This window comes from Salaquimonas pukyongi (assembly GCF_001953055.1).
Taxonomy (GTDB): Bacteria; Pseudomonadota; Alphaproteobacteria; order Rhizobiales; family Rhizobiaceae; genus Salaquimonas; species Salaquimonas pukyongi.
The window spans coordinates 1,381,133-1,405,469 of record NZ_CP019044.1 but is presented as its reverse complement, the minus strand read 5'-3'; the positions used below and the strand labels follow the sequence as shown (position 1 = coordinate 1,405,469).

The 24,337-nt window shown below is 59.1% G+C and carries 24 protein-coding genes; 8 read left to right on the top strand and 16 right to left on the bottom strand.

Annotated features, from left to right (window positions below; translation table 11 throughout):
• Positions 1 to 3: 3 nt before the first annotated feature.
• On the top strand, positions 4 to 402 hold the full coding sequence (locus BVL55_RS06800) for a hypothetical protein (protein ID WP_083649411.1): 399 nt from the start codon (positions 4 to 6) through the stop codon (positions 400 to 402).
• Between the two features lie 74 nt (positions 403 to 476).
• Here BVL55_RS06800 and BVL55_RS06795 read toward each other — a convergent pair whose 3' ends face one another.
• The 7 genes from BVL55_RS06795 to BVL55_RS06765 all read right to left on the bottom strand — a co-directional run bounded on the left by BVL55_RS06795 (position 477) and on the right by BVL55_RS06765 (position 8,841).
• The gene (locus tag BVL55_RS06795) at positions 477 to 1,907 is read right to left on the bottom strand and encodes a Glu/Leu/Phe/Val family dehydrogenase (protein ID WP_075996258.1); all 1,431 of its coding nucleotides are present in this window, start codon (positions 1,905 to 1,907) and stop codon (positions 477 to 479) included.
• A gap of 444 nt (positions 1,908 to 2,351) precedes the next feature.
• Complete coding sequence (gene dgcN, locus BVL55_RS06790; RefSeq protein ID WP_075996257.1) at positions 2,352 to 3,353, bottom strand: N-acetyltransferase DgcN; 1,002 nt, start codon at positions 3,351 to 3,353, stop codon at positions 2,352 to 2,354.
• Positions 3,354 to 3,520: 167 nt separating this feature from the next.
• Positions 3,521 to 4,012 (bottom strand): DM13 domain-containing protein, encoded by a 492-nt coding sequence (locus tag BVL55_RS06785; RefSeq protein ID WP_075996256.1) that lies wholly within the window; start codon positions 4,010 to 4,012, stop codon positions 3,521 to 3,523.
• A 110-nt stretch (positions 4,013 to 4,122) separates the two neighbouring features.
• Positions 4,123 to 4,641 (bottom strand): GNAT family N-acetyltransferase, encoded by a 519-nt coding sequence (locus BVL55_RS06780; protein WP_075996255.1) that lies wholly within the window; start codon positions 4,639 to 4,641, stop codon positions 4,123 to 4,125.
• A 34-nt stretch (positions 4,642 to 4,675) separates the two neighbouring features.
• Entirely contained in the window at positions 4,676 to 6,178 is a 1,503-nt protein-coding gene (gene gatB, locus BVL55_RS06775; RefSeq protein ID WP_075997977.1) for an Asp-tRNA(Asn)/Glu-tRNA(Gln) amidotransferase subunit GatB, read from the bottom strand.
• Positions 6,179 to 6,315: 137 nt separating this feature from the next.
• The gene (locus BVL55_RS06770; RefSeq protein WP_075996254.1) at positions 6,316 to 7,524 is read right to left on the bottom strand and encodes a trans-sulfuration enzyme family protein; all 1,209 of its coding nucleotides are present in this window, start codon (positions 7,522 to 7,524) and stop codon (positions 6,316 to 6,318) included.
• A 90-nt stretch (positions 7,525 to 7,614) separates the two neighbouring features.
• Entirely contained in the window at positions 7,615 to 8,841 is a 1,227-nt protein-coding gene (locus tag BVL55_RS06765) for an MFS transporter (RefSeq protein WP_075996253.1), read from the bottom strand.
• Between the two features lie 363 nt (positions 8,842 to 9,204).
• Between BVL55_RS06765 and BVL55_RS06760 the strand changes: the two genes are divergently transcribed.
• Positions 9,205 to 9,459, top strand: a complete 255-nt coding sequence (locus BVL55_RS06760; RefSeq protein ID WP_075996252.1) for a YjhX family toxin — start codon at positions 9,205 to 9,207, stop codon at positions 9,457 to 9,459.
• 12 nt (positions 9,460 to 9,471) lie between these two features.
• Here BVL55_RS06760 and BVL55_RS06755 read toward each other — a convergent pair whose 3' ends face one another.
• The 5 genes from BVL55_RS06755 to BVL55_RS06735 form a co-directional block, all read right to left on the bottom strand.
• Entirely contained in the window at positions 9,472 to 10,242 is a 771-nt protein-coding gene (locus BVL55_RS06755) for a HalD/BesD family halogenase (RefSeq protein ID WP_075996251.1), read from the bottom strand.
• A 47-nt stretch (positions 10,243 to 10,289) separates the two neighbouring features.
• Positions 10,290 to 11,771 carry an Asp-tRNA(Asn)/Glu-tRNA(Gln) amidotransferase subunit GatA gene (gene gatA, locus BVL55_RS06750; protein ID WP_075996250.1) on the bottom strand — a complete coding sequence of 494 codons (1,482 nt, stop codon included), beginning with the start codon at positions 11,769 to 11,771 and terminating at the stop codon, positions 10,290 to 10,292.
• Positions 11,772 to 12,188, bottom strand: coding sequence for a GNAT family N-acetyltransferase (locus tag BVL55_RS06745; RefSeq protein ID WP_075997976.1), 417 nt, complete (start codon positions 12,186 to 12,188; stop codon positions 11,772 to 11,774). It lies immediately after the preceding gene.
• Positions 12,189 to 12,271: 83 nt separating this feature from the next.
• The gene (gene gatC / locus BVL55_RS06740; RefSeq protein ID WP_075996249.1) at positions 12,272 to 12,559 is read right to left on the bottom strand and encodes an Asp-tRNA(Asn)/Glu-tRNA(Gln) amidotransferase subunit GatC; all 288 of its coding nucleotides are present in this window, start codon (positions 12,557 to 12,559) and stop codon (positions 12,272 to 12,274) included.
• Between the two features lie 130 nt (positions 12,560 to 12,689).
• On the bottom strand, positions 12,690 to 13,400 hold the full coding sequence (locus BVL55_RS06735; RefSeq protein ID WP_075996248.1) for a metal-dependent hydrolase: 711 nt from the start codon (positions 13,398 to 13,400) through the stop codon (positions 12,690 to 12,692).
• Positions 13,401 to 13,509: 109 nt separating this feature from the next.
• On the opposite strand from BVL55_RS06735, the gene ruvX reads away from it, so the two are divergent.
• Positions 13,510 to 13,998: a Holliday junction resolvase RuvX gene (gene ruvX, locus BVL55_RS06730; protein WP_156892454.1), complete on the top strand. Its 489-nt coding sequence runs from the start codon at positions 13,510 to 13,512 to the stop codon at positions 13,996 to 13,998.
• On the opposite strand, the gene BVL55_RS16810 is transcribed toward ruvX, so the two are convergent.
• Entirely contained in the window at positions 13,958 to 14,401 is a 444-nt protein-coding gene (locus tag BVL55_RS16810) for a DUF6105 family protein (RefSeq protein WP_075996247.1), read from the bottom strand. The two genes, ruvX and BVL55_RS16810, sit on opposite strands and share 41 nt — an antisense overlap.
• Positions 14,402 to 14,872: 471 nt before the next feature.
• On the opposite strand from BVL55_RS16810, the gene BVL55_RS06720 reads away from it, so the two are divergent.
• The gene (locus BVL55_RS06720; RefSeq protein ID WP_075996246.1) at positions 14,873 to 15,808 is read left to right on the top strand and encodes an AEC family transporter; all 936 of its coding nucleotides are present in this window, start codon (positions 14,873 to 14,875) and stop codon (positions 15,806 to 15,808) included.
• Here the strand turns inward: BVL55_RS06720 and BVL55_RS06715 are convergent.
• Both BVL55_RS06715 and BVL55_RS06710 read right to left on the bottom strand, forming a co-directional pair.
• Positions 15,793 to 17,472, bottom strand: a complete 1,680-nt coding sequence (locus tag BVL55_RS06715) for an acyl-CoA dehydrogenase family protein (protein WP_075996245.1) — start codon at positions 17,470 to 17,472, stop codon at positions 15,793 to 15,795. The genes BVL55_RS06720 and BVL55_RS06715 overlap by 16 nt on opposite strands.
• Before the next feature lie 244 nt (positions 17,473 to 17,716).
• Positions 17,717 to 19,426: an ATP-dependent nuclease gene (locus BVL55_RS06710; protein ID WP_162841465.1), complete on the bottom strand. Its 1,710-nt coding sequence runs from the start codon at positions 19,424 to 19,426 to the stop codon at positions 17,717 to 17,719.
• Between the two features lie 307 nt (positions 19,427 to 19,733).
• Here BVL55_RS06710 and BVL55_RS06705 point away from each other — a divergent pair, with 307 nt between their 5' ends.
• The 4 genes from BVL55_RS06705 (at position 19,734) to dprA (ending at position 23,857) form a co-directional block, all read left to right on the top strand.
• Positions 19,734 to 20,726: an aspartate carbamoyltransferase catalytic subunit gene (locus BVL55_RS06705; RefSeq protein ID WP_075997974.1), complete on the top strand. Its 993-nt coding sequence runs from the start codon at positions 19,734 to 19,736 to the stop codon at positions 20,724 to 20,726.
• Positions 20,723 to 22,015 (top strand): dihydroorotase, encoded by a 1,293-nt coding sequence (locus BVL55_RS06700; protein WP_075996243.1) that lies wholly within the window; start codon positions 20,723 to 20,725, stop codon positions 22,013 to 22,015. Before BVL55_RS06705 ends, BVL55_RS06700 begins: the two co-directional genes overlap by 4 nt.
• Positions 22,016 to 22,048: 33 nt before the next feature.
• The gene (gene plsY / locus BVL55_RS06695) at positions 22,049 to 22,663 is read left to right on the top strand and encodes a glycerol-3-phosphate 1-O-acyltransferase PlsY (RefSeq protein WP_075996242.1); all 615 of its coding nucleotides are present in this window, start codon (positions 22,049 to 22,051) and stop codon (positions 22,661 to 22,663) included.
• Between the two features lie 78 nt (positions 22,664 to 22,741).
• Positions 22,742 to 23,857 (top strand): DNA-processing protein DprA, encoded by a 1,116-nt coding sequence (dprA, locus tag BVL55_RS06690; protein WP_075997973.1) that lies wholly within the window; start codon positions 22,742 to 22,744, stop codon positions 23,855 to 23,857.
• Here the strand turns inward: dprA and BVL55_RS17025 are convergent.
• The gene (locus tag BVL55_RS17025; protein WP_075996241.1) at positions 23,835 to 24,173 is read right to left on the bottom strand and encodes a hypothetical protein; all 339 of its coding nucleotides are present in this window, start codon (positions 24,171 to 24,173) and stop codon (positions 23,835 to 23,837) included. The genes dprA and BVL55_RS17025 overlap by 23 nt on opposite strands.
• Positions 24,174 to 24,337: the final 164 nt, after the last annotated feature.

Here is a 24,337-nt window from a genome sequence, read left to right as displayed (position 1 = left end):
ATAATGGGCGAACTGATAGCAGACATATGGCACTCTCTCAGGGCGCTGCCGCTGTGGGTTCAGATCTGGACGATGGGCATTCTGGTGCCCGTCAACCTCGCCAGCATCCTGTTTATCGGCGAAGCTGACGGCGGCTGGATTGCCTTTCTGGCCATCGCCGGCATTGCGCCAAACCTACCGGTCATGGTGATCCAGCGCGGCTTTTCCAGATTGATGGCGTTTTCCCATGTGGTTTTCTGGACGCCGCTCGTCATCTGGCTGATCCTTTTCAGGCCGCAAGGCGCGCAAAGCTATCAGCTTTATCTGTTGCTGCTGCTCGCGGCCGATCTTATATCGCTCGGCTTTGACTATGGCGATGTTGTGCGCTGGTGGCGCGGTGAGCGCAAACCGGCCGGCCGATAGCACCGGGCTATGCCGGGGTAAACACCCCGGCATTGTTGCCGGACAAACCGCCGATTTTCCAATTGACGCTTTGGTTACAGGCCAAGCGCCTTGTAGCTGTCGGCAACCCGCTGAATGGCGATTATGTAGGCGGCGGTGCGAAGATCGAAATCAGGATCATCGCTGCGCTTGTCGTGCCAGGTTTCCCGCATGGTCGCATAGGAACCGCGCATGGTATCGTCCAGGCCGGAACGAACCAGGGTCAGTTCGTCAGCACCCTTGATGTAGCGCTCCTTGAAGGCCTTGGAGAGCTTGTTGCTGGTTGCCCGCTCGATCTCCTCGATCAGCATGCGGTGGCGTGCTTCCTCTTCGCGGCGCTGCATGCGGCCAAAGCGGATGTGGGAGAGGTTCTTGACCCATTCGAAATAGGAGACCGTCACACCGCCGGCATTGGCATACATGTCGGGGATGATGACGGTTCCCTTCTTGCGCAGAACCTCGTCGGCACCGGCCGTCACCGGGCCGTTTGCAGCCTCGATGATCAAATTGGCGTCGATGCGGTCGGCGTTTTCCAGATTGATGACCCCTTCCATCGCAGCGGGAATGAGAATGTCACACTCGGCCTCGAAGAGGGGCTTGGTTTCCTCGACGAATTCGCCCAGTTCGCAGTCCTTGAAGGAGCCGTGATGGGTAAACCAGTCCTTGGCTTCCTGCACCTTGATGCCCTTGGGATTCACCAGTCCGCCATTGTACTCGAGAATATGGGTGATCTTTGCATCGTCCTCCTCCTGGAGGAACTTGGCCGCATGATAGCCCACATTACCGAAGCCCTGGACGATAATGCGCTTACCCTTGAGATCGCCCTTCAGGCCCGATGCCTTGACGTCCTCGGGATAGCGGAAGAAATCGCGCAGCGCGTACTGGATACCGCGGCCGGTTGCTTCGGTCCTGCCGCGAATCCCGCCGGCATTAAGCGGCTTGCCGGTAACGCAGGCGCGCGCATCGATGTCGGTGGTATTCATGCGCTTGTACTGGTCGGCAATCCAGGCCATTTCCTTCTCGCCGGTTCCCATGTCCGGAGCCGGCACGTTCTGGGAAGGATTGATCAGGTCGCGCTTGATCAGTTCGAAGGCAAAGCGGCGGGTGATGCGCTCCAGCTCGTCTTCGCTCCAGTCGCGCGGATTGATACGCAACCCACCCTTTGAACCGCCAAAAGGCACCTCCACCACGGCACATTTGTAGGTCATCAGCGCTGCAAGCGCCTCGACCTCGTCCTGGTTGACGCTCATGGCGTAGCGGATACCGCCCTTGACCGGCTCGGCGTGCTCGGAATGCACCGAACGGTAGCCTGTGAAGGTATGGAAGTCGCCGCGCAGCTTGACGCCGAACCGCACGGTATAGGTGGAATTGCAGACGCGGATTTTTTCCGCCAGCCCTTCGGAAATGTTCATGTGCCGGATCGCCCGGTTGTACAGGGCATCCACACTTTGGCGAAAACTGGGTTCCTTGCGGTTATTGGACGACACGCCGAATCTCCTCCCTCGGTGGTGTAAGGCTTTCAGCCTGTCATACTGCGACGAAAGTTTAAACTGCTTGCCGGACAAAAATATTGTGAGTGGCGCGTGTCCCGCGGCGTGGCGGGCGCCTGGAGCGTGCCCGGTTTAAATGGAAGCAGTTTGCATGGATGGATTTTTCGTTTCTGGTGAGGAGAACACCGCAGCGCGGTGCCTTGCCACCTTGCGAGGATTTCGACGAAGCCAGAACGCAAAAGACACCACAGCCGGGCACTTAACATCATGAATGTATCGGGTTTTCTGCAATCGTTTGAACCTGGTTCCTTGCCCTTCGGGCAGCGCCGGAAAATACTGACAGTGCCTGCACTGCGCCGCATTTTCCTCCTTGCCGAAGACCAAACTCCCGGCGCTCAAACGATTCCATTTAAGCCGGACACGCTCTAAAAACAGCTTTCCTTACAGAGCCTTGAGCGCGTCAGCCAGGGGTTCAGCGCCATGGCGGAAGGGATCGACCGCAGGCAGGCCGAGCCGTTTTTCAACAGAGCGGCAATATTCCAGCGCCTCGCTGTCCCCCATTGCCGACGTGTTGAGCGAAACGCCCACAGCCTGACAGGCCGGATTGACAATGCGGGCAAGCGATAGAGCCATGTCACGAACCTGTTCCAGCGATGGCATCTGATAGTCCGGCAATCCGCGCATGTGCGCCCTGCCCGGCTCATCGCACAAGATCAGGGCATCGGGCTGGCCGCCATGGACAAGCGCCATGGTGACACCGGAATAGGAAGCGTGGAACAGGCTGCCCTGCCCTTCGATGAGGTCCCAATGGTCTGCCTCATTGTCCGGGGTCAGATGTTCGATGGAACCGGCCATGAAATCGGCGATGACCGCATCGAGCGGCACGCCGTCGCCGGTGATCAGAATGCCGGTCTGGCCGGTGGCACGGAACGTCGCCTTCATGCCTTTGGCGTGCATCGCCTTTTCCATGCACAGTGCTGTGTACATCTTGCCGACAGAACAGTCGGTGCCGACCGGCAGGCAGCGCTTGCCGGTTCGTTTCACACCACTGGCGATGGGGTATTTGACCGACGGAATGCGCACATCGTGCAGCATCCGGCCTGCCGAATTGGCAACCGCCACGAGATCGGGTTCATCGCGCAGCAGGTTGTGCAGGCCGGAGGCAAGGTCATAGCCCATGTCGAGTGCCTGATGGAGAACCGCCTTCCAGCTGGGGGAGATGACGCCGCCCCGGTTTGCAACCCCGATAACAAGCGTTCGGGCGCCCTTATCCCAGGCTTCCTGCAGGCTCATGTCCGGGGCGCCAACATCAGCCCTGCAGCCTTCGAGCCGCAACTGGCCTACCACATTGTCCGGCCGCCAGTCGCCGATACCGCGGGCAACCTTTGCGGCAAGCTGGTCCGGCGCATCGCCAAGAAAAAGAAGATAAGGCGTCTTGATCACAGCGAACTCCCAAAACCTGCCGTGTTGGATGATCTGACGTGGCGCTTGCGCGTCTTTATTCTCCAAAAGGTTGGCCAGCGGCCGCCCACGCCAATTTCACAGTAAACTACACAAAGCTGCAGCCGGAACAATGTTCTTCCAGCGCCACGGATGGAAATGTTTTTCGATCAGGACCCGTTGGCCGAACTCAGCGCCGCAGGCGAGAACAGCACGGAAAACTGTTCGCACCAGATGACAACCGAACCGTAGGCAGAGACATCCGTCTCTGCCGGAATGACATAGGTCTGATCGCCCACATTGCCCTTGAGCGCGCCCAGTGACACCCATTCGGAGGCCAATACATCGGAAGAGGATTTGGGGTCTGGCGCCTTGACCAGCCAGACTTCCAGATCAGGACCGTTCGTGACACGGAAATCGGTCATGCGCAGCAGCGTGGTGCCTGCCCCACCCTGGAGGATTTCAGCCTTGCCGGAGCCTTTGTGAGCACTGTCGGCATCAACAAACGTGCCGCTTTTGAGCGTGGTAAGCTGCAGTTCGGCCGGCAGGCTTTCGGAGACTTCCCGGTCAATCCACAGCGGCGAAAACAGATACCAGAAGGCATTGCCGGCAACAAAACCGAGGATGAAGACAGGAATGGCGATTTTGAGAAAGCGTATCATGGTGGAAGCTCCGGGAAAGAGGATAACGCACCTGCCCTATTGTGCCGCAGTGGGCGTTGCAACTCAATTGACGATGGCAAATGCGTGAGCTGGTTGTGAACTGAACGGAACTAAAGCGCATTCCAACGGTGCTGTTCGGGAATGTCGAGCAGCAGCGTCACATGGTCCATGCCCGTTGCTTCCTCGCGCACCGGATCGCTGCCATCAGACGCAAAGTCGAATGCGGTATAGAAGCCAACTGCGCCGGTATTGGCGCTGGCAACCTGAACCCGCATGGTCTCAGCACCGATGAAACAGCTCAGCAACTCCCGGATGAGCTTCGTCCCAATACCGCTACCCTGGTGCGCCGGTGAGACATAAAGCTGCTGTAAGTCGATGACCTTACCGTCCTGGCTGGCGAAGGCCATGGCGGTGATCTCGCTGCCGGTGTCGGCAACCAGAAACTCGGAGTTCGGTGCAGAGAGGCGGCTTTCCAGCGCCTCGGGCGAATGCCAAATGGCAGTAATCTCATCGACCTTGTCCGCGCCGATGATCGGTTCATAGGTCGCATGCCAGGTCTCGATCAGCAGTTGCCGGATCGCTGCAAGATCGCGTTTTGAAGCTGTACGGATGAAGACCTGGGATGCCACAGGGAAAAATTCCTATTGAGAATAACGGCCCGGTTCAGCCCTCAATACCCAACTTCTCGCGCACCAGCTTGTTGACGGCCTGGGGATTGGCCTTGCCGCCGGTCGCCTTCATCACCTGTCCGACAAACCAGCCCGCCATGTTGGGCTTTTCCTTCGCCTGTTCGGCCTTGTCGGGGTTGGCGGCGATGATCTTGTCGACCTCGGCCTCGATGGCGCCGGTATCGGTAACCTGCTTCATGCCGCGTTCTTCGACAATTTTTCCCGGGTCGCCGCCTTCCGCCCACACGATGTCGAACAGTTCCTTGGCGATCTGGCCGGAAATGTCGCCCGACTTGATGAGGTCGAGGATTTTGCCTAGCTGATCGGGTGAAACCGGGCTTTCCCCGATCTCCTGTCCGGTTTCGTTGAGCTTGCCGAGCAGGTTGTTGATGACCCAGTTGGCGGCCTGCTTGCCGTCACGGCCCTCGGCCACCTGCTCGAAATAATCGGCAATCGCCTTCTCGGAAACCAGAATGGAAGCGTCATAGGCCGTCAGGCCCAATTCGGCCATCAGGCGGTTTTTCTTGTCGTCCGGCAACTCAGGGAGATTTTTCGCCAATTCATCGACCCAGGCCTGTTCAAATTCAAGCGGCAGCAGGTCGGGATCGGGGAAATAGCGGTAATCGTGGGCATCTTCCTTGGAGCGCATGGAGCGTGTCTCACCCTTGTTCGGGTCGAACAGCCGGGTTTCCTGATCGATCGCTCCGCCGTCTTCAAGGATCGCGATCTGGCGGCGGGCCTCGTATTCGATGGCCTGACCGATGAAGCGGATCGAGTTGACGTTCTTGATCTCGCAGCGCGTGCCGAACTCGCCGCCGGGCTTTCGAACCGACACGTTGACATCGGCGCGCAGGGAACCCTGCTCCATATTGCCGTCACACGTGCCCAGATAACGCAGGATGGTTCTCAGCTTGGTGATATAGGCCTTCGCCTCGTCGGCAGAACGCATGTCGGGCTTTGAGACGATTTCCATCAGCGCAACACCGGTGCGGTTCAAATCCACATAGGACATGGTGGGATGCTGGTCGTGGATCGACTTGCCGGCATCCTGTTCCAGATGCAGGCGCTCGATGCCGATTTCAATGTCCTCGAATTGCCCCTTGTTGTCCGGCCCCACGGAGATGATGATCTTGCCCTCGCCGACGATCGGATCCTTGAACTGGGATATCTGATAGCCCTGGGGCAGATCAGGATAGAAGTAGTTCTTGCGGTCGAAAACCGAGCGGTGGTTGATTTGTGCCTTCAGCCCCAGCCCCGTGCGGATCGCCTGGGCCACGCATTCGCGGTTAATGACGGGCAACATGCCGGGCATGGCGGCATCGACCAGCGACACGTTGTGATTGGGTTCAGCGCCGAACTCGGTGGAAGCACCGGAGAAGAGCTTGGCGTTGGAGGCGACCTGGGCGTGTACTTCGAGGCCGATGATGATCTCCCAATCGCCGGTGGCACCGGGGATGAAGCGTTTGGGATCGGGCGTGCGGGTATCGATGAGGGTCATGATGTCGTTGGGCAAAACCGGGCGGTGTACAGCAAATTTGTACGCCCTAATGGCGGCTTGCCGCTGGCAGGTCAAGGAGAATTGGCTCTTGCCGCCCGGCCATTGCTGGCTTCCATGAAAATACCCGTTCCGTTTTCCTATAAAACACGGTCGAGATCGCGGATCAGGTCCTCGGCATCCTCCAGTCCCACTGACAAGCGGAAAATCCCGTCGCCGGCAAAGGCGCGGTAGCTTTCAAGCTGTTTTCCCTCAAGACGGAAAGAAGATTCCATCAGGCCTGCGGTCTCCATCCAGAAGATCAAGGAGCGATGGTGGCCCAGGGAAACGGCGTAGTGAATGATTTCAAGATCGCTCGCCATGCGGGTGGCAGTTGCCTGTCCGGTTGCCGCATCGCCCACCTGAAAGGCAATCATGCCGGAGAAATTATGCATCTGGCGTTTTGCCAGATCATGCTGGGGGTGGCTTTCAAGGCCGGGATAAATCACCCTGGTCACCTTGGGATGGTCTTCCAGAAACTGCGCAACCGCCTGCGCCGTTTCCTCATGCGCTTTCATGCGAAGCGGCAGGGTTGCCGCACCACGGGCGATCAGCCAGGCGTTGAATGGCGACATGATGCCGCCATGATGAATGCCCGCTTCAAGGTTGAGGGCCGCGATATCGGCTTTCGAGCCGGCCACCGCGCCGCCGACCGCATCGCCATGGCCGCCGATGTATTTCGTTGCCGAATGCATCACGTAGTCAACGCCCACAGACGCCGGTCTTGTCGCCATGGGCGAAGCAAAGGTGGAATCGCAGGAAACCTTCGCACCGGCTTGCCGGGCGATGGCGCAGACCGCTTCAAGATCGGTCAGCCGCACGATCGGATTTACCGGCGTTTCCACATGAACAAGACGGGTGTTTGGGCGCATGGCGGTGCGCACCGCATCAAGATCGCTCATGTCGGCGAGTGTTACGTCTATGCCGAACCGCGGCAGGGTTTCGCGAACCAGTTCAGCCACCCCGGCATAGCTGACATCGGAAACCACCACATGGTCACCGCTCGAAAGACTGCACAGAAAGATCGCGGTTGCTGCTGCCATGCCGGAGGCAAAACACATGCAGGCCTCGGTGCCTTCCATCGCGGCGATCTTGCGCGAGAGCATGTCGACCGACGGATTGGCCCAGCGGGCATAAAGATACGGCGCGTCATCTTCCAGATCATGGGCGGAAAAGCCTGCCACCTGTTCGGTGACATAGGTTGAACTCATGACAATGTTGGGGGCCGATGCCCCGGTTGCCGGATCGGGCGCTTCGCCGGCATGGATGGCCTTGGTGCGTTCGCCCGTCATGTTGGATTTTTCCGACATCGATTTTTCCTGAACTGGTCGGGACCCTGTCTTGAGTACGCTGGATGCGCGAACCCTCAAAGCCCGGCGTGGCAGCGTTTGCAAGCACTTTCATGCCGCAGGGCGGTGTCCCTTGCCAAGCCTGGGATTGAGCCTTGCAGCAACAAACCAGCAGGCAAGCAGGCCAGCTCCCGTGGCGGCAAAGACCGCCGTCAGCGGTGCAAAGACGAGGATCAGGCGCGCCGCACCGGGGGTGACGACGGCTGAAACATCGCGATAGGTGGAATAGACAGCCGCCATTTCGGTGCGTTCTGAAGGTTTGACCGACATCAGGAACGGCAGGCCTGCTGCAACGTCGAGCACGACGAGAAAGACGGTGGAAAGGAAGAGTGTGGCCACCGTTGCCATGGCGGCGGCGCTGTAGGGCAGAAAGGCAAGGCCCACGGCAGCAAAGTAAAACAGGGCGCTGAAGCCGAAGCCGATCTGGATGGCAAAGCGCACGCTGCGGGCAACCAGAAAGCGCAATACCAGGGGCGCCAGGAACAGCAGGGCGTTGGAGAGCGACAGCATCATCCCGCCAAGCTGCTCTCCCAGGCCGTTTTCGACGGCAAAAATCGGCAGATAGACGATATAGACCTGCCAGCCGACCGAACGCAGGCAGGAAAAGGCCCAGCCGGCAACCAGCAGCGGCTGAACGGCAAAGCGCTTCAGATAGGCCAGCGGATTGGCCGGTTTTGACCGGGCACGGGTGATGACCTTGCCGTCGCCAAGGCGCAAATACCAGAAGAAGGCGAGCAGGGCGAAGCAGAACACGACCGCGAGCCAGAACGGGCCTTGCGGCCAGATGTCCATCAGCAGAACGCCAAGATAAGGCCCACCCGCCCAGGCAAGACCGGAATAAAGCAGCCTTGCGGTTTCGTTTTTGCCCATGGAAGTGCGGTCGATGAAATCCATGACATAGGCGTTAAAACAGACCGTCATGACCACCAGCGCCACCGTATTGCCCAGCAGCGCGAAAGGGGCTGCCGGGGCGCCCAAAAGCGCTGCGGCAATGTTGGAGGCGATCATCACCACAATGCCGCCGGTATAAAGAAAGCGGCGCGGCACGTGGCCCGCCAGCCAGGGGGTGAACAGGGCGACGACCAGCGAGACCAGCCCTGCGCCGAAATAGACCTCGGAAACGGCCTGGGCGTTGCCCAGGCTGCGGTAGAGCAGCACCGGAAAGACCGAGATGATGACGGCACGGGAGGCTGCCTCAAAGGCCGCCAGAACGGCAAATGCCTGCACCCCTGCCCTTGCAGGGCGGTAGACAGTAAGCGGAATGCGGCGCTGAACCATGACTGCTGCCCAGATTTGACACCGGCAGCCTGCGGACAATGGGATTGGGTACCACATCCCCGCGTGTCGGATAGGAAAAGACTGACCGCGAAAAAGGCAGCCTGACAAGCAGCCAAATGCGGCAATCGGGGTCGCAGATCGCCGGATCAGGCGGCAATTGGTGCCTTTTGTTGCCGATTTGGCTTTGACAAGCCCCTGGCCCCGGCCTTAAAGAACTCCCGCAAACCGGAGCTTTTATGTTCAACGAGACCCGTTGAAGCCCGGCCGGTCGATCCGGCGGGGCAATCACTGAACCCAACCGGCCGCCTCATTCAGGTGGCCCGTTGATGCTTATCCAGTGTTTTCAGCGGACCTCTCACAACCATGGACATTTCACGCGACGAGCAGCGTGTCCTGCACCTTTTGGCGCAGGGCGGGCGCATTGAAATCATCAAACAGCACAGGAAGATCACCGCGACAGTGTGTTTTACCCGCGAGGGCTGGCGCTATGGCGGGCTTGATCTTGAACTCTTCCGCAAATTAAAGCGCCGGCGCGCCATCGCCTCGCGCCTGGGCGGACCTTATCGCATTACAAGGCGCGGGCTCGAACTGGTGCGCGGCCAGATGGACAACCGGTAGGGCTTGCGCAAGTTACGCGGTGCGGCCGTAAAAGGTCCGCATCGCGCTTTCGGACAATGAGATGCCGGGCTCTGAATTGTAGGCCAGCACGGCAAGCATGCGCGTTACCGCACCTTCGGCCGGGGTTACCCGGTGGAGGGAATCGCGGCCTCTAAACAGCATCAGCGTGCCGGGTTCGGCATCGAGCGATTGCGGCTTGATCTTACCGTCGAGCACGGCGGCGACGCCTTCATAATTCATCTCGCCCTTTTGCGAGTTTCGAAGGTCGCGGACATATTCGAAGCGCCCGCCCGCCTGCGGCTTGTGGATCAGGATGGTGGTGGCGAAAGAGGAATTGTCGAAATGCCAGCCAAGCTCCTGGCCTTCCCCGGCAAAATGCAGGTTCACCGCCGAAAGCCGATCGGCATAGGGATGAACTTCCCTTTCCCCGGTCACATGGCTGATGAAGGCCGTAAAACCGGGATCGTTGTAGATCGCCTTGAGCGGCGAATTTTCCCCGATCTGGTCATCGGCAATCAGGCCCTTTGAGGAAACCACCTGCCGGTTGAAGGGGTGATCGCCGGGCAGGGTTTCATCGGTCTGCGTCAAATAGACATTGTGGCTGGTGGTGCAGAAATAGGCTTCCCCGATTTTCGCTTCCCCCTCCGCGCGTACGGCTTCGACCGCCTCAGGCGTCAAGAACCCGTGCAGCACCAGCGCACCGGCTTCGTCGAACGCCGCCTTGCATTGCTCCCTGAAAGCAAGACCGGTGATCGGATAGCGGCTGGAGATGTGATGTGTCATGCGTTTTCGCGCTCCCCGTCCGGCCCTGTTTTGCCGGGATACACAGTCTACCACCACTTTTCCGGTTCGAACCTTCCCGCAGCATCCTCGATGACGTTGGCGGCCTGAAACAGGGTTTCCTCCTCGAATGGCTTGCCGATCAACTGCAGGCCAAGGGGCAGGCCCTGATGGTCGAGGCCGGCAGGAACGGCGATGCCGGGAAGGCCTGCCATGTTGACGGTGACGGTAAAGATGTCGTTGAGGTACATTTTCACCGGATCGGCGGCCATGTCCTGATCGGCGACGCCGAAGGCTGCCGACGGGGTTGCCGGCGTCAGGATGGCATCGATGCCGTCGGCAAAGACCGTCTCGAAATCCTTCTTGATCAGGGTACGCACTTTCTGGGCCCGCAGGTAATAGGCATCGTAATAACCGGCCGACAGCACATAGGTGCCGATCATGACCCGGCGCTTTACCTCCGCGCCAAAGCCTGCCGCCCGGGTATTTTCATACATTTCGACGATGTCCTTGCCGTCAACGCGCAGGCCGTAGCGCACGCCGTCATAGCGCGCCAGGTTGGAAGAGGCTTCCGCCGGGGCGACGATATAATAGGCCGGCAAGGCATATTTGGTGTGCGGCAGGGAGATATCGACGATCTCGGCGCCCGCTGCCCGGTACCAGTCAATGCCCTGCTGCCAGAGCGTTTCGATCTCTTCAGGCATGCCGTCCATGCGGTATTCGGCAGGAATGCCGATCTTCATGCCCTTTACCGATTTGCCGATGGCTGCCTCGTAATGGGCTTCGGGCAGGGGAACGGACGTCGTGTCCTTGTCGTCGGCGCTGGCCATGGACTGCAGCAGGATCGCCGCATCGCGCACGTCGCGGGCAATGGGGCCTGCCTGATCGAGCGAAGAGGCAAAGGCGGCAATGCCCCAGCGCGAGCAGCGGCCATAGGTGGGCTTGATGCCCACCGTGCCGGTAAAGGCGGCGGGCTGGCGGATCGAGCCGCCGGTATCGGTTGCCGTGGCGCCTGCGCACAGATGGGCTGCGACGGCCGCCGCCGAACCACCCGATGAACCGCCGGGCACCAGATCCTTGTTGGAACCCTTTGCCCGCCATGGATTGATCACCGGGCCGTAATAGGACGTTTCGTTGGAGGAACCCATGGCGAATTCGTCCATGTTGAGCTTGCCCAGCATGACGGCGCCGTCATCCCACAGGTTCTGTGTCACGGTGGATTCGTATTTCGGCCTGAAGCCGTCAAGCACATGGGAGCAGGCCTGGGTATGGACGTCTTTCGTGCCGAAAAGATCCTTGATGCCGAGGGGGATGCCTTCCAGCGCGCCTGCTTCGCCCTTTGCCCGGCGCTCGTCGGACACCTTCGCCATTGTGCGCGCCTTGTCGTGAGTCACCGTGACATAGGCGTTAAAAGCCGAATTGGCATTGTCGATGGCCGTCAGATAGGCGTCCGTCAACTCGGCAGACGTAAATTCCTTCGCGGCCATCTTGTCGCGAGATTGAGCGATGGTTAGTTTCGTTAAATCTGTCATTTATCCAAGTTTCTTCATGTAAAATCTCGACCAGCCGGAATCCGGGTAGTCGAGAAACGCGCCGCAAACCGTATAGCCGCTGCGCTCATAGACCTTCCAGGCTTCCTCGAACCCCGGCGCCTCGCCGGTTTCGAGCTTTAACTCCTTCAGTCCCTTTTGGGCCGCCAGGGCTTCGACCTGCTGCAACAGCTTCCAGCCAACGCCCTTTCCGCGTGCCTGAGGGCGGGTATACATGCGCTTGACCTCGCCCATGTTTTCATCGTGCACCTTCAGCGCACCCATGCCCAGCGCCCTGCCCTCACCGTCCCGCGCCAAAAACAGCGTGGTATCGCTTTCGTCGATCTGCTCTGCGGTCATCTGGAACTGAAACTGCGGCGGCGACAGCGGGTTCATGACGGCGTTCAGTTCCTTGATCATGGCCCGCACTTCATCCTGCAGCGGCGTTTCGGCTTTAATCGTGACCTTCGGGCCACCAAGAGACGTAACCACGGGCGCAGGCCTTATTCGACAACCTTCGGAACCATGAAGAAGTGATCTTCCGTCGCCGGTGCATTGGCGACGATGTCATCGGCCTTGTTGCCGTCACTGACCACATCATCGCGCTTTTTCATTTCCATGGAAACGACCGAGGTCATCGGCTCGACGCCCGAAACATCGACCTCGTTCAACTGCTCGACAAAGCCAAGGATCGTATTGAGCTCGCCCTGCATCTTTTCTGCCTCCTGGTCGGAAACGGCGATACGGGCAAGTTTGGCGACGCGCTTGACGGTGGCAAGATCAACGGACATGGGAGAACCTGACGATTACGACGGCAATCGCACTTGTGCGACTTTTGCTACAATTATCACAGCAGCCTATAACGGCAGCATCGCGCCGGTTCAATGGCGCAGCGCCAAATTGCCTACGTAATTCGAGGCATCAAACCTCGATCGAGCCGCCGGCTTCCAGCACCTTCACCTTCTCCGCATCGCCTTCCATCGCCGCGACAAACCCATCGGCCGTCTGGTCGATGATGGGAAAGGAGGCATAGTGACAGGGCAAAATGGTGCTGAAATCAAAAAAACGCCGGCAGGCAAGCGCCGCCACGGCCCCGCCCATGGTGAAGCGGTCGCCAATCGGCACAATGCCCACATCCGGCTTGTGCAGTTCGTTGATCAGCGCCATGTCGCCGAAAATGTCCGTATCACCCATGTGGTACAGCGTCTTTTCGTTCGCCGCGTGGATCACCAGCCCGGCAGGATTGCCCAGATAGACATTGTTGCCGTTCTCCCCGGTCTGTTTTGAGGAAGAATGCACGGCCTGCACGAAGGTGGTGGTAAAGCCGCCGCAATCGACCGTCCCGCCGTGATTTCCGGGATTGATCTGCTTGTCGGACAACCCCTGGCCGACCAGATACATGCAGATTTCGAAATTGGCGACCAGCATGGCGCCGGTTTGCCGGCAGATGGCAAGCGAATCGCCGATGTGATCGTCATGGCCGTGGGTCAGCAGCACATGGGTGGTACCATTGATGGCGCTGTTCTTCTTGTCCTCGTCCTCATAGGGCCCGAAGAAGAAGGGATCGATAAGGATCTTGGCTTTTCCGGTCTCGACACCGAAGGCGGAATGGCCATACCAGGTGATTTTCATGGGTTTCTCCCGACTGCGCGCCGTTTTGCGCGGCTGTTTGCCGACTGTGTGCCCAACTGTCTGTCAACGGCGCGTTGCATTTACCGGTTGAGGCGATCATAGAGGCTCCATGACAACAGGAAAAAAGGCAACTGGCAACATTATCTCAGTTGAGGATTTGAAGGCGCTGCACAAACCCGGCAGGCGCCTGCTCGGGCTTGATCTGGGCACCAAAACCATCGGGCTGGCGATTTCCGACGGTCTGTTGACGGTATCCTCCGCCTTTTACACCATCAAGCGCACGAAATTCACCGCCGACGTGGCCGAACTGAAAAAAATTGCCGAAAAGGAAGGGGTTTTTGGCCTCGTCCTCGGCCTGCCGCTCAACATGGATGGCAGCGAGGGATCGCGGGTCCAGGCGACGCGCGCTTTCGTGCGCAATCTGGCGGCCCATTGCGATCTGCCGGTGCTGTTGTGGGATGAACGGCTTTCCACGGTCGCCGCCGAACGGGCCATGCTGGAAGCTGATCTGTCACGCAAGAAAAGAGCGGAAAAAATCGATGCCGCGGCGGCGGCGGTTATTCTGCAGGGTGTGCTGGAACGGTTGCAGCGGCTGTAAGGCCGTCATACGCATTGCCATTGACGGGCGCACTGTCATCGACAGGATCGTCCTGCCAGTAGGAGGCCAGCATCTCGCGCAGATGAGGCATCCAGGAAGCGCGCCAGCGAAAGGCCGCAATCGCCATGATCAGCGCTGAATCGACCGCGCAGGCTCCGGCAATCATGCCCGGCAGCAATTCGCGCTCGACGCCCAGCGTGCGGGCATAGATGTCGAAGACGACATCATGCAATTCACGCGACAGCATGACGAAGCCGAAAGACCAGTCGTTCACGCTTAACGCAAACCAGCCCCAGAACAGAACCAGGGGGAAAAACCATAAAAACAGAATAACGCGCAAGGTGACCGCCTTTCGTTCGCCGCCAGCATGGGTGAAAGCGCGGCGCCCTGCAACGTAAACCAATTGTTAAGGTTAACGGGGCGGGCGAGGAGCATAGCGGAAGTTTTCCACCTGTCATCCTTCACTGGACAGCCCAAGCACCCAAGCAAGACGGCCTGTTCTCCTGTTGTTGCAAGGCTCCTCGAATTGGGAGCGACGCTGATGAGCACTCCGTCATTCCTGTGCTTGTCACAGGAATCCATGCCTCGAACCATCCGTATACAGACTGTTGGCGACCGGCAGAATGCAACCCACCAGATAGCTGTCAGCGGAGCAGAATGGACCCCTGTGACAAGCACAGGGGTGACGAAATCCCGGCGGTACGCTGGGAACGTTGACCGGGACGCGATTGCTTAGCCCCATGGAAAGCAACGGCAATGATGACGGGCAAGGGCAATTGCGCTATTGCACAGGAAACGGCCTGGTACCCTGCCCCAAAGGCAGCCCATACCGCCCGCTGCTGCCATCTCCCGCCCTGTTCGGAGCGCCCTGCCCTTGCTCGCCATTTTTGAAAGCCTGTTGCCGGTATTCCTGCTCATTGCGCTGGGCGCAGGGCTGAAGGCGATCTGCCTGATCGAGGACGCCCACTGGACCGGCATGGAGCGGATCAGCTATTTCGTGTTCTTTCCCAGCCTGCTGGTCCACACGCTTTACAATACCGATTTTGCCGCCATTCCGGCCAGCCGCTCGGTTGCCGCCTATTGCATCGGGCTTGCGGCCATTCTGGCGGTGGCGCTGATCCTGCGCGTGCCCTTTCGCAGGCTGTTCGGTCTTGACGATCCTTCCTATTCCAGCGTGGTCCAGGGATTTATCCGCTGGAATGCCTTTGTCGGCCTTGCCATCGCCGAAAAAATCGGCGGACCGGCAATGTTCACCGTGGTGGCGCTCGGCATTGCAGTGCTGGCCATTCCGATCAACATCGCCGCGGTTTCGGTTGTTGCCCGCCTGGGCAGCAAGTCGGCAGAAGCGGGCGGCACGGTAAGACTCGTGGCGCGCAATCCGCTGGTCATCGGCACGGCGATTGGCCTTGTTCTCAATTTTTCCGGCATCAGCCTGTATGCGCCCTTTGCCGATGCGATCGAGCTTTGCTCGCGGGTTTCCCTGCCCATGGGGCTGATTTTGGTGGGCGCCGGACTGCGTTTTGTCCTGCCGCGCCAGGCGGTTGCCGCCGCTGCAGCGACCGGGGCGCTGAAGCTTGCCCTGGTGCCGCTGATCTATGCAGGGGTTGCCTACGGGCTTGGACTGCGCGGGGAGGAACTCATCGCGATTGCCGTTTCCGGTTCGGTTCCCACCGCCATGAACGGCTATCTGGTGGCGCGCGATCTGGGCGGCGATGCGCCGCTTTATGCCGCCATTGTGACAATGCAGACCATTGCCGCCTTTTTCACCATTCCGCTGGTCGTGCTGACGGCAAGCTATCTTGCCGGATAAAGCTGCTCGATGATGGCAGCTGCATTCTGGCGGCTGTCCAGCATGCCGTAAGTGTTGCGCCACAACCCGCCGAGGCGGGTTTCCACAAAGGCATCGGCAAGATCGGCAAGGCCGATGCGGCGCAGTTCGGCGGCAGCGGCCGTCAGCGCCAATTGCTCGGTGAGAATACGGGCCGATCCCGGATCGCCCAGTGCCATGCGGGCGGCGGTGCGGATCACATCGACGGTCTTTGCCGCCTTGTCGCCGCCCAGATCGCGCTCGAGCGAGGCAAGCACCGTTTCCAGGCTTTCCGGCTCCCTGGAAAGCACCCGCAGCACATCAAGGCACATGACATTGCCGGAACCTTCCCAGATGCCGTTCAAAGGCGCCTCACGATAGTGGCGGGCAAGATTGCCGTCCTCCACATAGCCATTGCCGCCAAGGCACTCCATGGCCTCATAAATGAGCGGGGAAGCGATCTTGCAGTTCCAGTACTTGATGACCGGCGTCATCAGCCTTGCATAGGCAGCTTCGGCCGGATTGGCGGATGCCCGGTCAAAGCTCTGTGCCAGCCGGAACGCAAGGGCCGTTGCGGCGGCAACATCCAGCGCCATGTCCGCCAGCACGCGCTGCATCAGCGGCTGGTCGATCAGCCTTGCTCCCATGACGGAGCGGTGTCGGGCATGTTCGACCGCCTCCCACAGGGCCATGCGCATCAGGCCGGCCGAACCCAGCGAACAGTCGAGCCTTGTCAGCGTCACCATCTGGATGATGGTCTGCACCCCCTTCCCCGGCTCACCGATCAACTGGCCATAGGCACCACAGATCTCGATTTCGGTGGAAGCGTTGGAGCGGTTGCCGAGCTTGTCCTTCAGGCGCTGGATGCGAAGCCCGTTCTGGCGCCCGTCAGAGAGCCGGCGCGGCACCAGAAAACAGCCCAACCCTTTGGCACTGCCCTGTTTGTCGCTGCCGTCTTCCATCTGGGCAAGGATCAAAAACGCATCGCACATGGGGGCGGAAAAAAACCACTTGTGGCCGGTCAGTTGCCACAGCCCGTCGCCTGCCGGGCGGGCCGTGGTCGTGTTGGTGCGTACATCGGTGCCGCCCTGCTTTTCCGTCATGCCCATGCCGACGGTAACGCCCGATTTCTGCACCGGCGGGCGGTTGGAGGGATCGTATTTGCGCGAGGTGATCAGCGGCAGCCATTCTGCGGCGATTTCCGGCGAATTGCCCATCGCCGCCACACAGGCGCTGGTCATGGTGATGGGGCACAAATGCCCCTGCTCCACCCCGCCGGTCATGTAAAAACGCACGCCGCGCGCCACGTGCTTGTGGCCGGTCTCCGCCCCCTCTTCCCAGATCGAACAATGCAGGCCCAGGCCCACCGATTTTCGCATGAAGGCGTGATAGGCCGGATGGAACTCGACGAGATCGATCCGGTTGCCCTTGCCGTCATGGGTTTTTAGTTGCGGCAGATGGCGGTTGGCCAGCCGGGCCAGTTCCAGCGTGTCGGCAGCGCCCAGCCAGGCGCCATATTGGGAAAAGCCGGCCTTCGTCCCGGCCGGAAGCGCCGAGGCGATGCGCTGCAGCAGCGGATCGCCCTCCCAGGTGTTGATGGCGCCAAAGACCGGCGACTGGTTGAAGACCTCATGGGTGTCGAAGGGGGTATTGTGGGAATCTGCCATGGGGCGAGTTTAGCGGGAAAAAGCCCGGATGAACATTCGGGTCACCAACATCTCTGAAACGTATTCCTATGAGGTGGAGGTGCATGCGGTTGGTTTGCGAAGGCGGTAGACGCGCCATAAATAGCTGTTGTGCGGGATATTCAAGACCACTTTGGGAACCCAATTGGAAAACTAGGTGAGAAGTGAACATTGGGTGACTTGCATAGACAACCGACAGCCCAACCACTGCAGGGACCGAAACACACTATCGTTCATTCATGTGTCGGGGTTGCCCCGCACGACCTCTGATCGCCTCTAGGGTTACATCCGCTTGAACTTCCCCAACATTGGGGTCTAGGAAGCGAACATTGAATCGCTCCTGCAACACGCGGCGTATCCGGCGCCTCCTTTGTTTCGGGTGCATCATGCCCCATGGATCCTGCCGACATTCCCGGGAGGCAGCGGCGGCAAGGTTTCCATGGTTGATTTGGGCACCACGGCCAGCTTTCCTCTCAATATCAACACGGCCATTTACGTAGTTTTCGACAGTTCTATCTAGTTGGTTTTCACATACGAATTCTTTTAGTTCTTCAAGTTGACAGGCAACATTATCACGCAAGAAATTCTCAAGATATTCATCAGAGATGAGGTAGCCTTCGATGTCACGGTCAGCGGTGACAAATGGTTCGGCGCCCAACGCGCGGATGCTAACCTCCCAAGTAGCAATTTCATCAGGCTGCAAAAAGTCTTTGTCCCTGTGCACGATGATTTGACTCGGACTCACATCTCGGATCTGCCTGAGCAAAGGCTCTAGTAGGTGCACTCCCGTAATCCCCTTGTAGGGCAAAATTAGAAATTCATTCTCAGCGTAACCGCTTGCTTCCAACACTTTTCGCAGGGTGCTGTAATCTGAATCCTCTGAGAGTATAACAAAGGCGGGGTTCTCGGCTGCAAGCCTTTCGCGAACGTCCAGTGCGCCCAAGTCGATCAACAAGTCCACTTGATCATCACGTGAAGCAGGATTAGCGCTGCCGTTTTGCATCCAGACGATCACGCAACTATCCGAAAGAGAGTCAATCATGTGGCGCGAATGCGTGGTGAGAACAACTTGTGTATTCCGTTCACTCGCAATTGTCTTGAATACCGCACAAAGATTGCGTTGATTGTTTGGGTGCAAGTGCGAATCTGGTTCGTCAAACACCATGAGTTTTGGTTTGAACAAATGCAGATAAGCAAATATCTGAATTGCCTGAAGCAAGCCAGTGCCCGATAGGTCGAGAGGAACAACAACATCTCCCCTCTTGGTTGAAATGTTTATTGACTCATCAACCTCTTGGTCGAAATTGACTTCGAATTCCAGGTGTTGAAAAAGAGTGTCTAAATCGGTTGTGAATGCTGCCCACGCTTGTCTATCATCGTGTAGACGCAATAACGTATTCCTAAGAAACGCATTGGCGTCGCCTCGAGAAAGTGCCCGGAGCAAGACACCATCCGAAACATACTGTTCAGACTTAGAGACCCCTGCTAGTCCAGGTGAGAAGATTGAATAGGGCTCGTTTAATCCAGCAATGTTTCTGAGATAATCAACATTAGTGGGCTCAACCAAAACATTAGTAATTCGCCCCTTTCGGACCTTCAATTGCGTGTGCTCGCCATCTGAGAAATAGAAGTCCAATATTATTGCTTGATCTTCCGCCTCGCGTAATTTTCCGCCTATCCCCAAAGAATAAGGGTCCAACGACGGAACATAAATCAGTTCTTCAGGGCTGATAGTAGTTGAACGCTGGTTTCGAGAAGGCCATTTGTTCGAAATCTGTAAGGACTGGAAAAGCGTGAAAGCAAAGTGAATAGCCTGAATAATCGTTGTTTTTCCAGAATTGTTTCCCCCGACAAAAACCGTCAGCTCACCTAAGTTAAAATCCACGTTTTCAATACTTTTGAATCGCTGGATGCGCACCCGGTCAATCTTGGCCACAAACATCTCCCCAACTACAGATTCATCAACCCAATCGCTAAAATAGTTGCGGTAACAAGGCTGTCCAATGCATGTATGGCACACTATTTTCTATTGATGCAAACTTCTGAAAGTTGGCTGGAAAATAGGCGCGAAAATCGAAATAAACGTCCGGAATGGGGCAGAACTCCGCGTTCAACCAAGTAAGGCGTGAGTTTCAAACCAATTTGCTACTGCCTTCCCCATCTTTCCCTCTGCTTCCCCCTTGTGGCCTGAGCGTTTCCCCCCTATAGCAGCCGTTTTAATGAGCGCGAAAAAATCCGACCGAATGCCGGGCATTCCCGGCTACGCCTTTCCCCACCGCCATCTGCTGGGGATCGCAGATCTTTCCCCCCACGATATCGAGTTTCTGCTGGAGCGCGCCGACGATGCGGTGTCGGTCTCTAGGGCAGTTGAAAAGAAGAAGGTCGCCCTGCGCGGGCGCACCCAGATCAACCTCTTTTTCGAAGCCTCCACCCGCACGCAATCCTCCTTCGAACTGGCAGGAAAGCGCCTTGGCGCCGATGTGATGAACATGCCGGTGGGCGCTTCCTCGGTCAAAAAGGGCGAAACGCTGATCGACACGGCGATGACGCTCAACGCCATGCAACCGGACCTCTTGGTGGTGCGCCATCATTCGGCGGGCGCGGTGGAACTGCTTGCCCAGAAGGTCGGCTGTTCGGTGATCAATGCCGGTGACGGGGCGCATGAACATCCAACACAAGCCCTGCTCGATGCGCTGACCATGCGGCGGCATCTGGGCAGCATTGCCCGGCGCACGGTGGCGATCTGCGGCGATGTCCTGCATTCGCGGGTTGCGCGCTCCAACATCATTCTGCTCAACGCGCTGGGCGCACGGGTGCGGGTGATCGCGCCCTCCACCCTGCTGCCTGCCGGCATTGGCGATCTTGGCGTCGAAGTCTTCAATCGCATGGAAGACGGGCTTCCCGGCTGTGATGTGGTCATGATGCTGCGCCTGCAGCGCGAGCGCATGGAGGGCGCGCTGATCCCCTCCGTGCGGGAATATTTCCGCTATTTCGGCCTCGACCGGCAAAAGCTGAAACTTGCCAGGAAGGACGCGCTGGTGATGCATCCAGGCCCCATGAACCGTGGCGTGGAGATTGCCTCGGATGTCGCCGACGGGCCGCAAAGCGTGATCGAGGAACAGGTGGAAATGGGCGTTGCGCTGCGCATGGCGGTGATCGAAACCCTGATCGAAACCGCCGACCGGCTCGATCAGCGGCGCAAGAACAAGCCTTCCTCCAAGGGGGCGGCTTCATGAAACCCCTGATGATCGCCAAGGCCCGGCTCGCCGATCCCTCGCAGGATTATGACGGCCCCGCCTCGCTGCTGATTGCGGACGGAAAGATCGAGGCGGTCGAAAAATCTGCCAGCAGGATTGAGGCGCCCGAAGGGGCCGAAATCCTCAATGCACGGGAAAATCTCGTCATTCCCGGCCTGGTCGACATGCGCGTTCATCTTGGCGAACCGGGCAGCGAGTATCGCGAAACCATCGCCTCTGCCTCTCAGGCCGCAGCATGCGGCGGGGTGACGGGCTTTGTGATGATGCCCGATACCAGCCCGGTGATCGACGAGGTCTCCCTGGTCGATTATGTGCGCCGCGCCGCGCGCGACAATGCCCAGGTGCATGTCTATCCCAGCGCTGCCATCACCCGCGGGTTCGAAGGCAGGGAACTGACCGAATTCGGCCTGCTCAGGGAAGCGGGTGCGGTCATGCTCAGCGAGGGCAAGCATTCGATCCGCTCGGCGCTGACCCTGCGGCGGGCGCTCACCTATGCGCGCGATTTCGGCCTGCTGATCGCAAAGGAAACCCAGGACCGCGACCTCGCCTCCAACGGCGTGATGAACGAGGGCCTGACGGCGACCCATCTGGGTCTTGCCGGCATTCCGCGGGAAGCGGAGATCATCGCGCTGGAACGCGATCTGAGGATCGCGCAGCTTTCCGGCGGGCGCTATCACGCCGCCAAGATTTCCACCAGCGATGCTGCCGGGGCCATTGCCCGCTGCAAGCAGGCAGGCGCGGATGTTTCGGCCGGGGTATCGATCAATCACCTTTCACTGAATGAAAACGATATCGGACGCTACCGCACGTTCTTTCGCCTGTCGCCGCCGCTCCGGGCCGAGGAAGACCGCCAGGCGATGGTTGCTGCGCTGCGCGATGGCCTGATCGATGTGATCGTCTCCTCGCACGACCCGCAGGACGTCGATACCAAGCGCCACCCCTTTGCCGAGGCCGCCGATGGCGCCATCGGGCTAGAAACCCTGCTGGCTGCCGCCTTGAGGCTGCATCACAATGGCGATGTGCCGCTGCTCAGACTGATCGATGCAATGTCAACGAGACCGGCACAATTGCTCGGCCTTGAAGCAGGATCGCTGAAAGCGGGCATGCCGGCCGACCTTGCGCTGGTTGATTGCGACGCCCCGTGGATTTACGGAGAAGACCAGATTCGCTCGCTGTCGAAGAATACGCCGTTCGAGGGAGCACGGTTTTCCGGACGGGTATTGCAAACGCTGGTGGGCGGGCGCACAATATTCACGCATAACGCGTAGCACCGGCAGCACTGGTCTGCGCGGGAGGAAGTCATGCCCGATCCGATCAGTTGGTCCCATTCCCTGCCCTATTATCTGGCTGCCCTTGTGTTCGGCTATCTGCTGGGCGCCATACCCTTCGGGCTGATTTTTGCAAGGCTTGCCGGGCTCGGCGACATCCGCAAGATCGGCTCGGGCAATATCGGCGCAACCAATGTGCTGCGCTCGGGCCGCAAGGGCATTGCCGCGCTGACCCTGCTGGCCGACATGGCGAAGGGGGCACTCGCTGCCTGGCTGGCGGGCCGTTTTGGCCCCGATCCGGCGGTGATTGCGGGCCTGGGCGCCTTTTTGGGCCATTGCTTTCCGGTCTGGCTCAAGTTCAAGGGCGGCAAGGGCGTTGCCACCTATGTGGGGGTTCTGCTGGCGCTTGCCTGGCAGGGCGCGCTGGTTTTTGCGGGCGTGTGGCTGGCGGTTGCAGCGGTTACCCGCTATTCGTCGCTTTCCGCGCTTGCCGCCACCCTCGCCGTACCCGCCGTGCTGTACTGGATGGGCGATATCCAGGTGGCCGAACTCTTCATGTTGATGTCCGCCCTGGTCTGGCTGTTTCACCGCCAGAACATCGCACGGCTGCTTTCGGGCTCTGAAAGCAGGATCGGCGGCAAGGGGTAGGCTGTGGGCGGGGAGGAAGACGGCAAATCCGGTACACCGCGATCGCTCTCGCCTGGCGGTTCAGCCGCATCCGGGGCCATTCCCTTAAGCGACGAACAGCGGCTTACCTGGCTGCAATTGCTGCGCAGCGAGAATGTGGGGCCGGCCACCTTTCGCGACCTGATCAACCACTTCCGCTCGGCGGCTGCCGCGCTGGAAGCGCTTCCCGACCTGATCGCCCGCGGCGGGGCGGCAGGGAATATCCGTATTGCCAGCCGTGAAATGGCCGAGCGCGAAATGGCGCTTGCCGAAAAGGCGAATGCCTGTTTCATCGGCATGGGGGAACCTGATTATCCCCCTGCCCTTCGCAGCATCGATTACCCACCGCCGCTTGTCTGCGTTACCGGAAATCCGGGCATCCTGACCCAGAATGCCGTGGCGATTGTCGGCTCGCGCAATGCATCGATCAACGGCATGCGGCTGGCAGGACGGTTTGCCTCCGGCCTTGGGGCTGCGGGCTATGCCATTGTATCAGGGCTTGCGCGCGGCATCGACACCGGCGCCCACAAGGGCAGTCTGAACACCGGAACGATCGCCGTCTTTGCCGGCGGAGTGGATGTCGTCTTTCCCGAAGAGAACGAGGCGCTGGCGGCAGACATCACCGGCAATGGCGGAGCCATCGTTTCCGAAATGCCGATGGGCTGGAAACCGCGTTCGAAGGATTTTCCGCGCCGCAACCGCCTGGTCTCTGGCATTGCCCACGGGCTTGTTGTGGTGGAAGCGGCGCGCCGGTCCGGCTCCCTGATCTCCGCACGTCTTGCCAATGAAGCAGGCAGGCCCGTCTATGCGGTTCCCGGTTCGCCGCTCGACCCGCGCCATGAGGGAACCAACTGGCTGATCAAACAGGGCGCTACTCTGGTTACGGAGGCAGACGACGTGGTGCGCGATCTGGCCGATTCTGTTCCCCCTGCCGGCAACGCCTTCTGGAGCGGGGAAGCGGAAGACGAAGCCGGCGACCTGCCGGTTGCCAGCGCTGATCATGCGCGCCAGGCGGTGCTTGGCGCCCTTGGGCCGGAGCCGGTGGAGGTTGACGATATTATCCGCTTTACCGGTGCCACCAGCGGCGAGGTTCAACTGGTTCTCATCGAACTTGACCTTGCCGGGCGCCTCGAACGCCATGGCGGCAACCGTGTCAGTCTGATTCAGGCGCCTTGAATTCCTCATTGAAGCGGCCGGTCTGCAGGGCGCTGGCCGTTTCCACCAGTGCCATGTCGATCAGGTAGGAAACCATTGGCTCTCCAACCGAAGCGGCCAGTTTCCTTAATTCGACCAGCATTTCGTGGATATAGGTCAGTTTTTCAACCTTCAAGTCCCCGCTGACATGGGTGTTTTCCACCAGAGCGGACAGGCGGCTTTCAGTGACCGCCGGATCGTCGGGATGAAAGACATCCTGTTTTTCTTCTGTTTCCTCTGCCTGTGCGGGATCCTGCGGTTTTGAATGCAAATCCGGTAGCGGTTTGCCAGCAGCCATGGGTTGCTCCCCAATTCCTGATTGCCGCCCGCTTTCCTGTTGCCATCATGCCGATACCCTGCTGCCCCCGGCCTTCCCACTCGTCTTTTCGGTGTGGTTGGCAGGTAGGTAAAATTTTAACGTGTATATTTTCATGTTGCAATCACTAATTGTTTTTTGGTGCG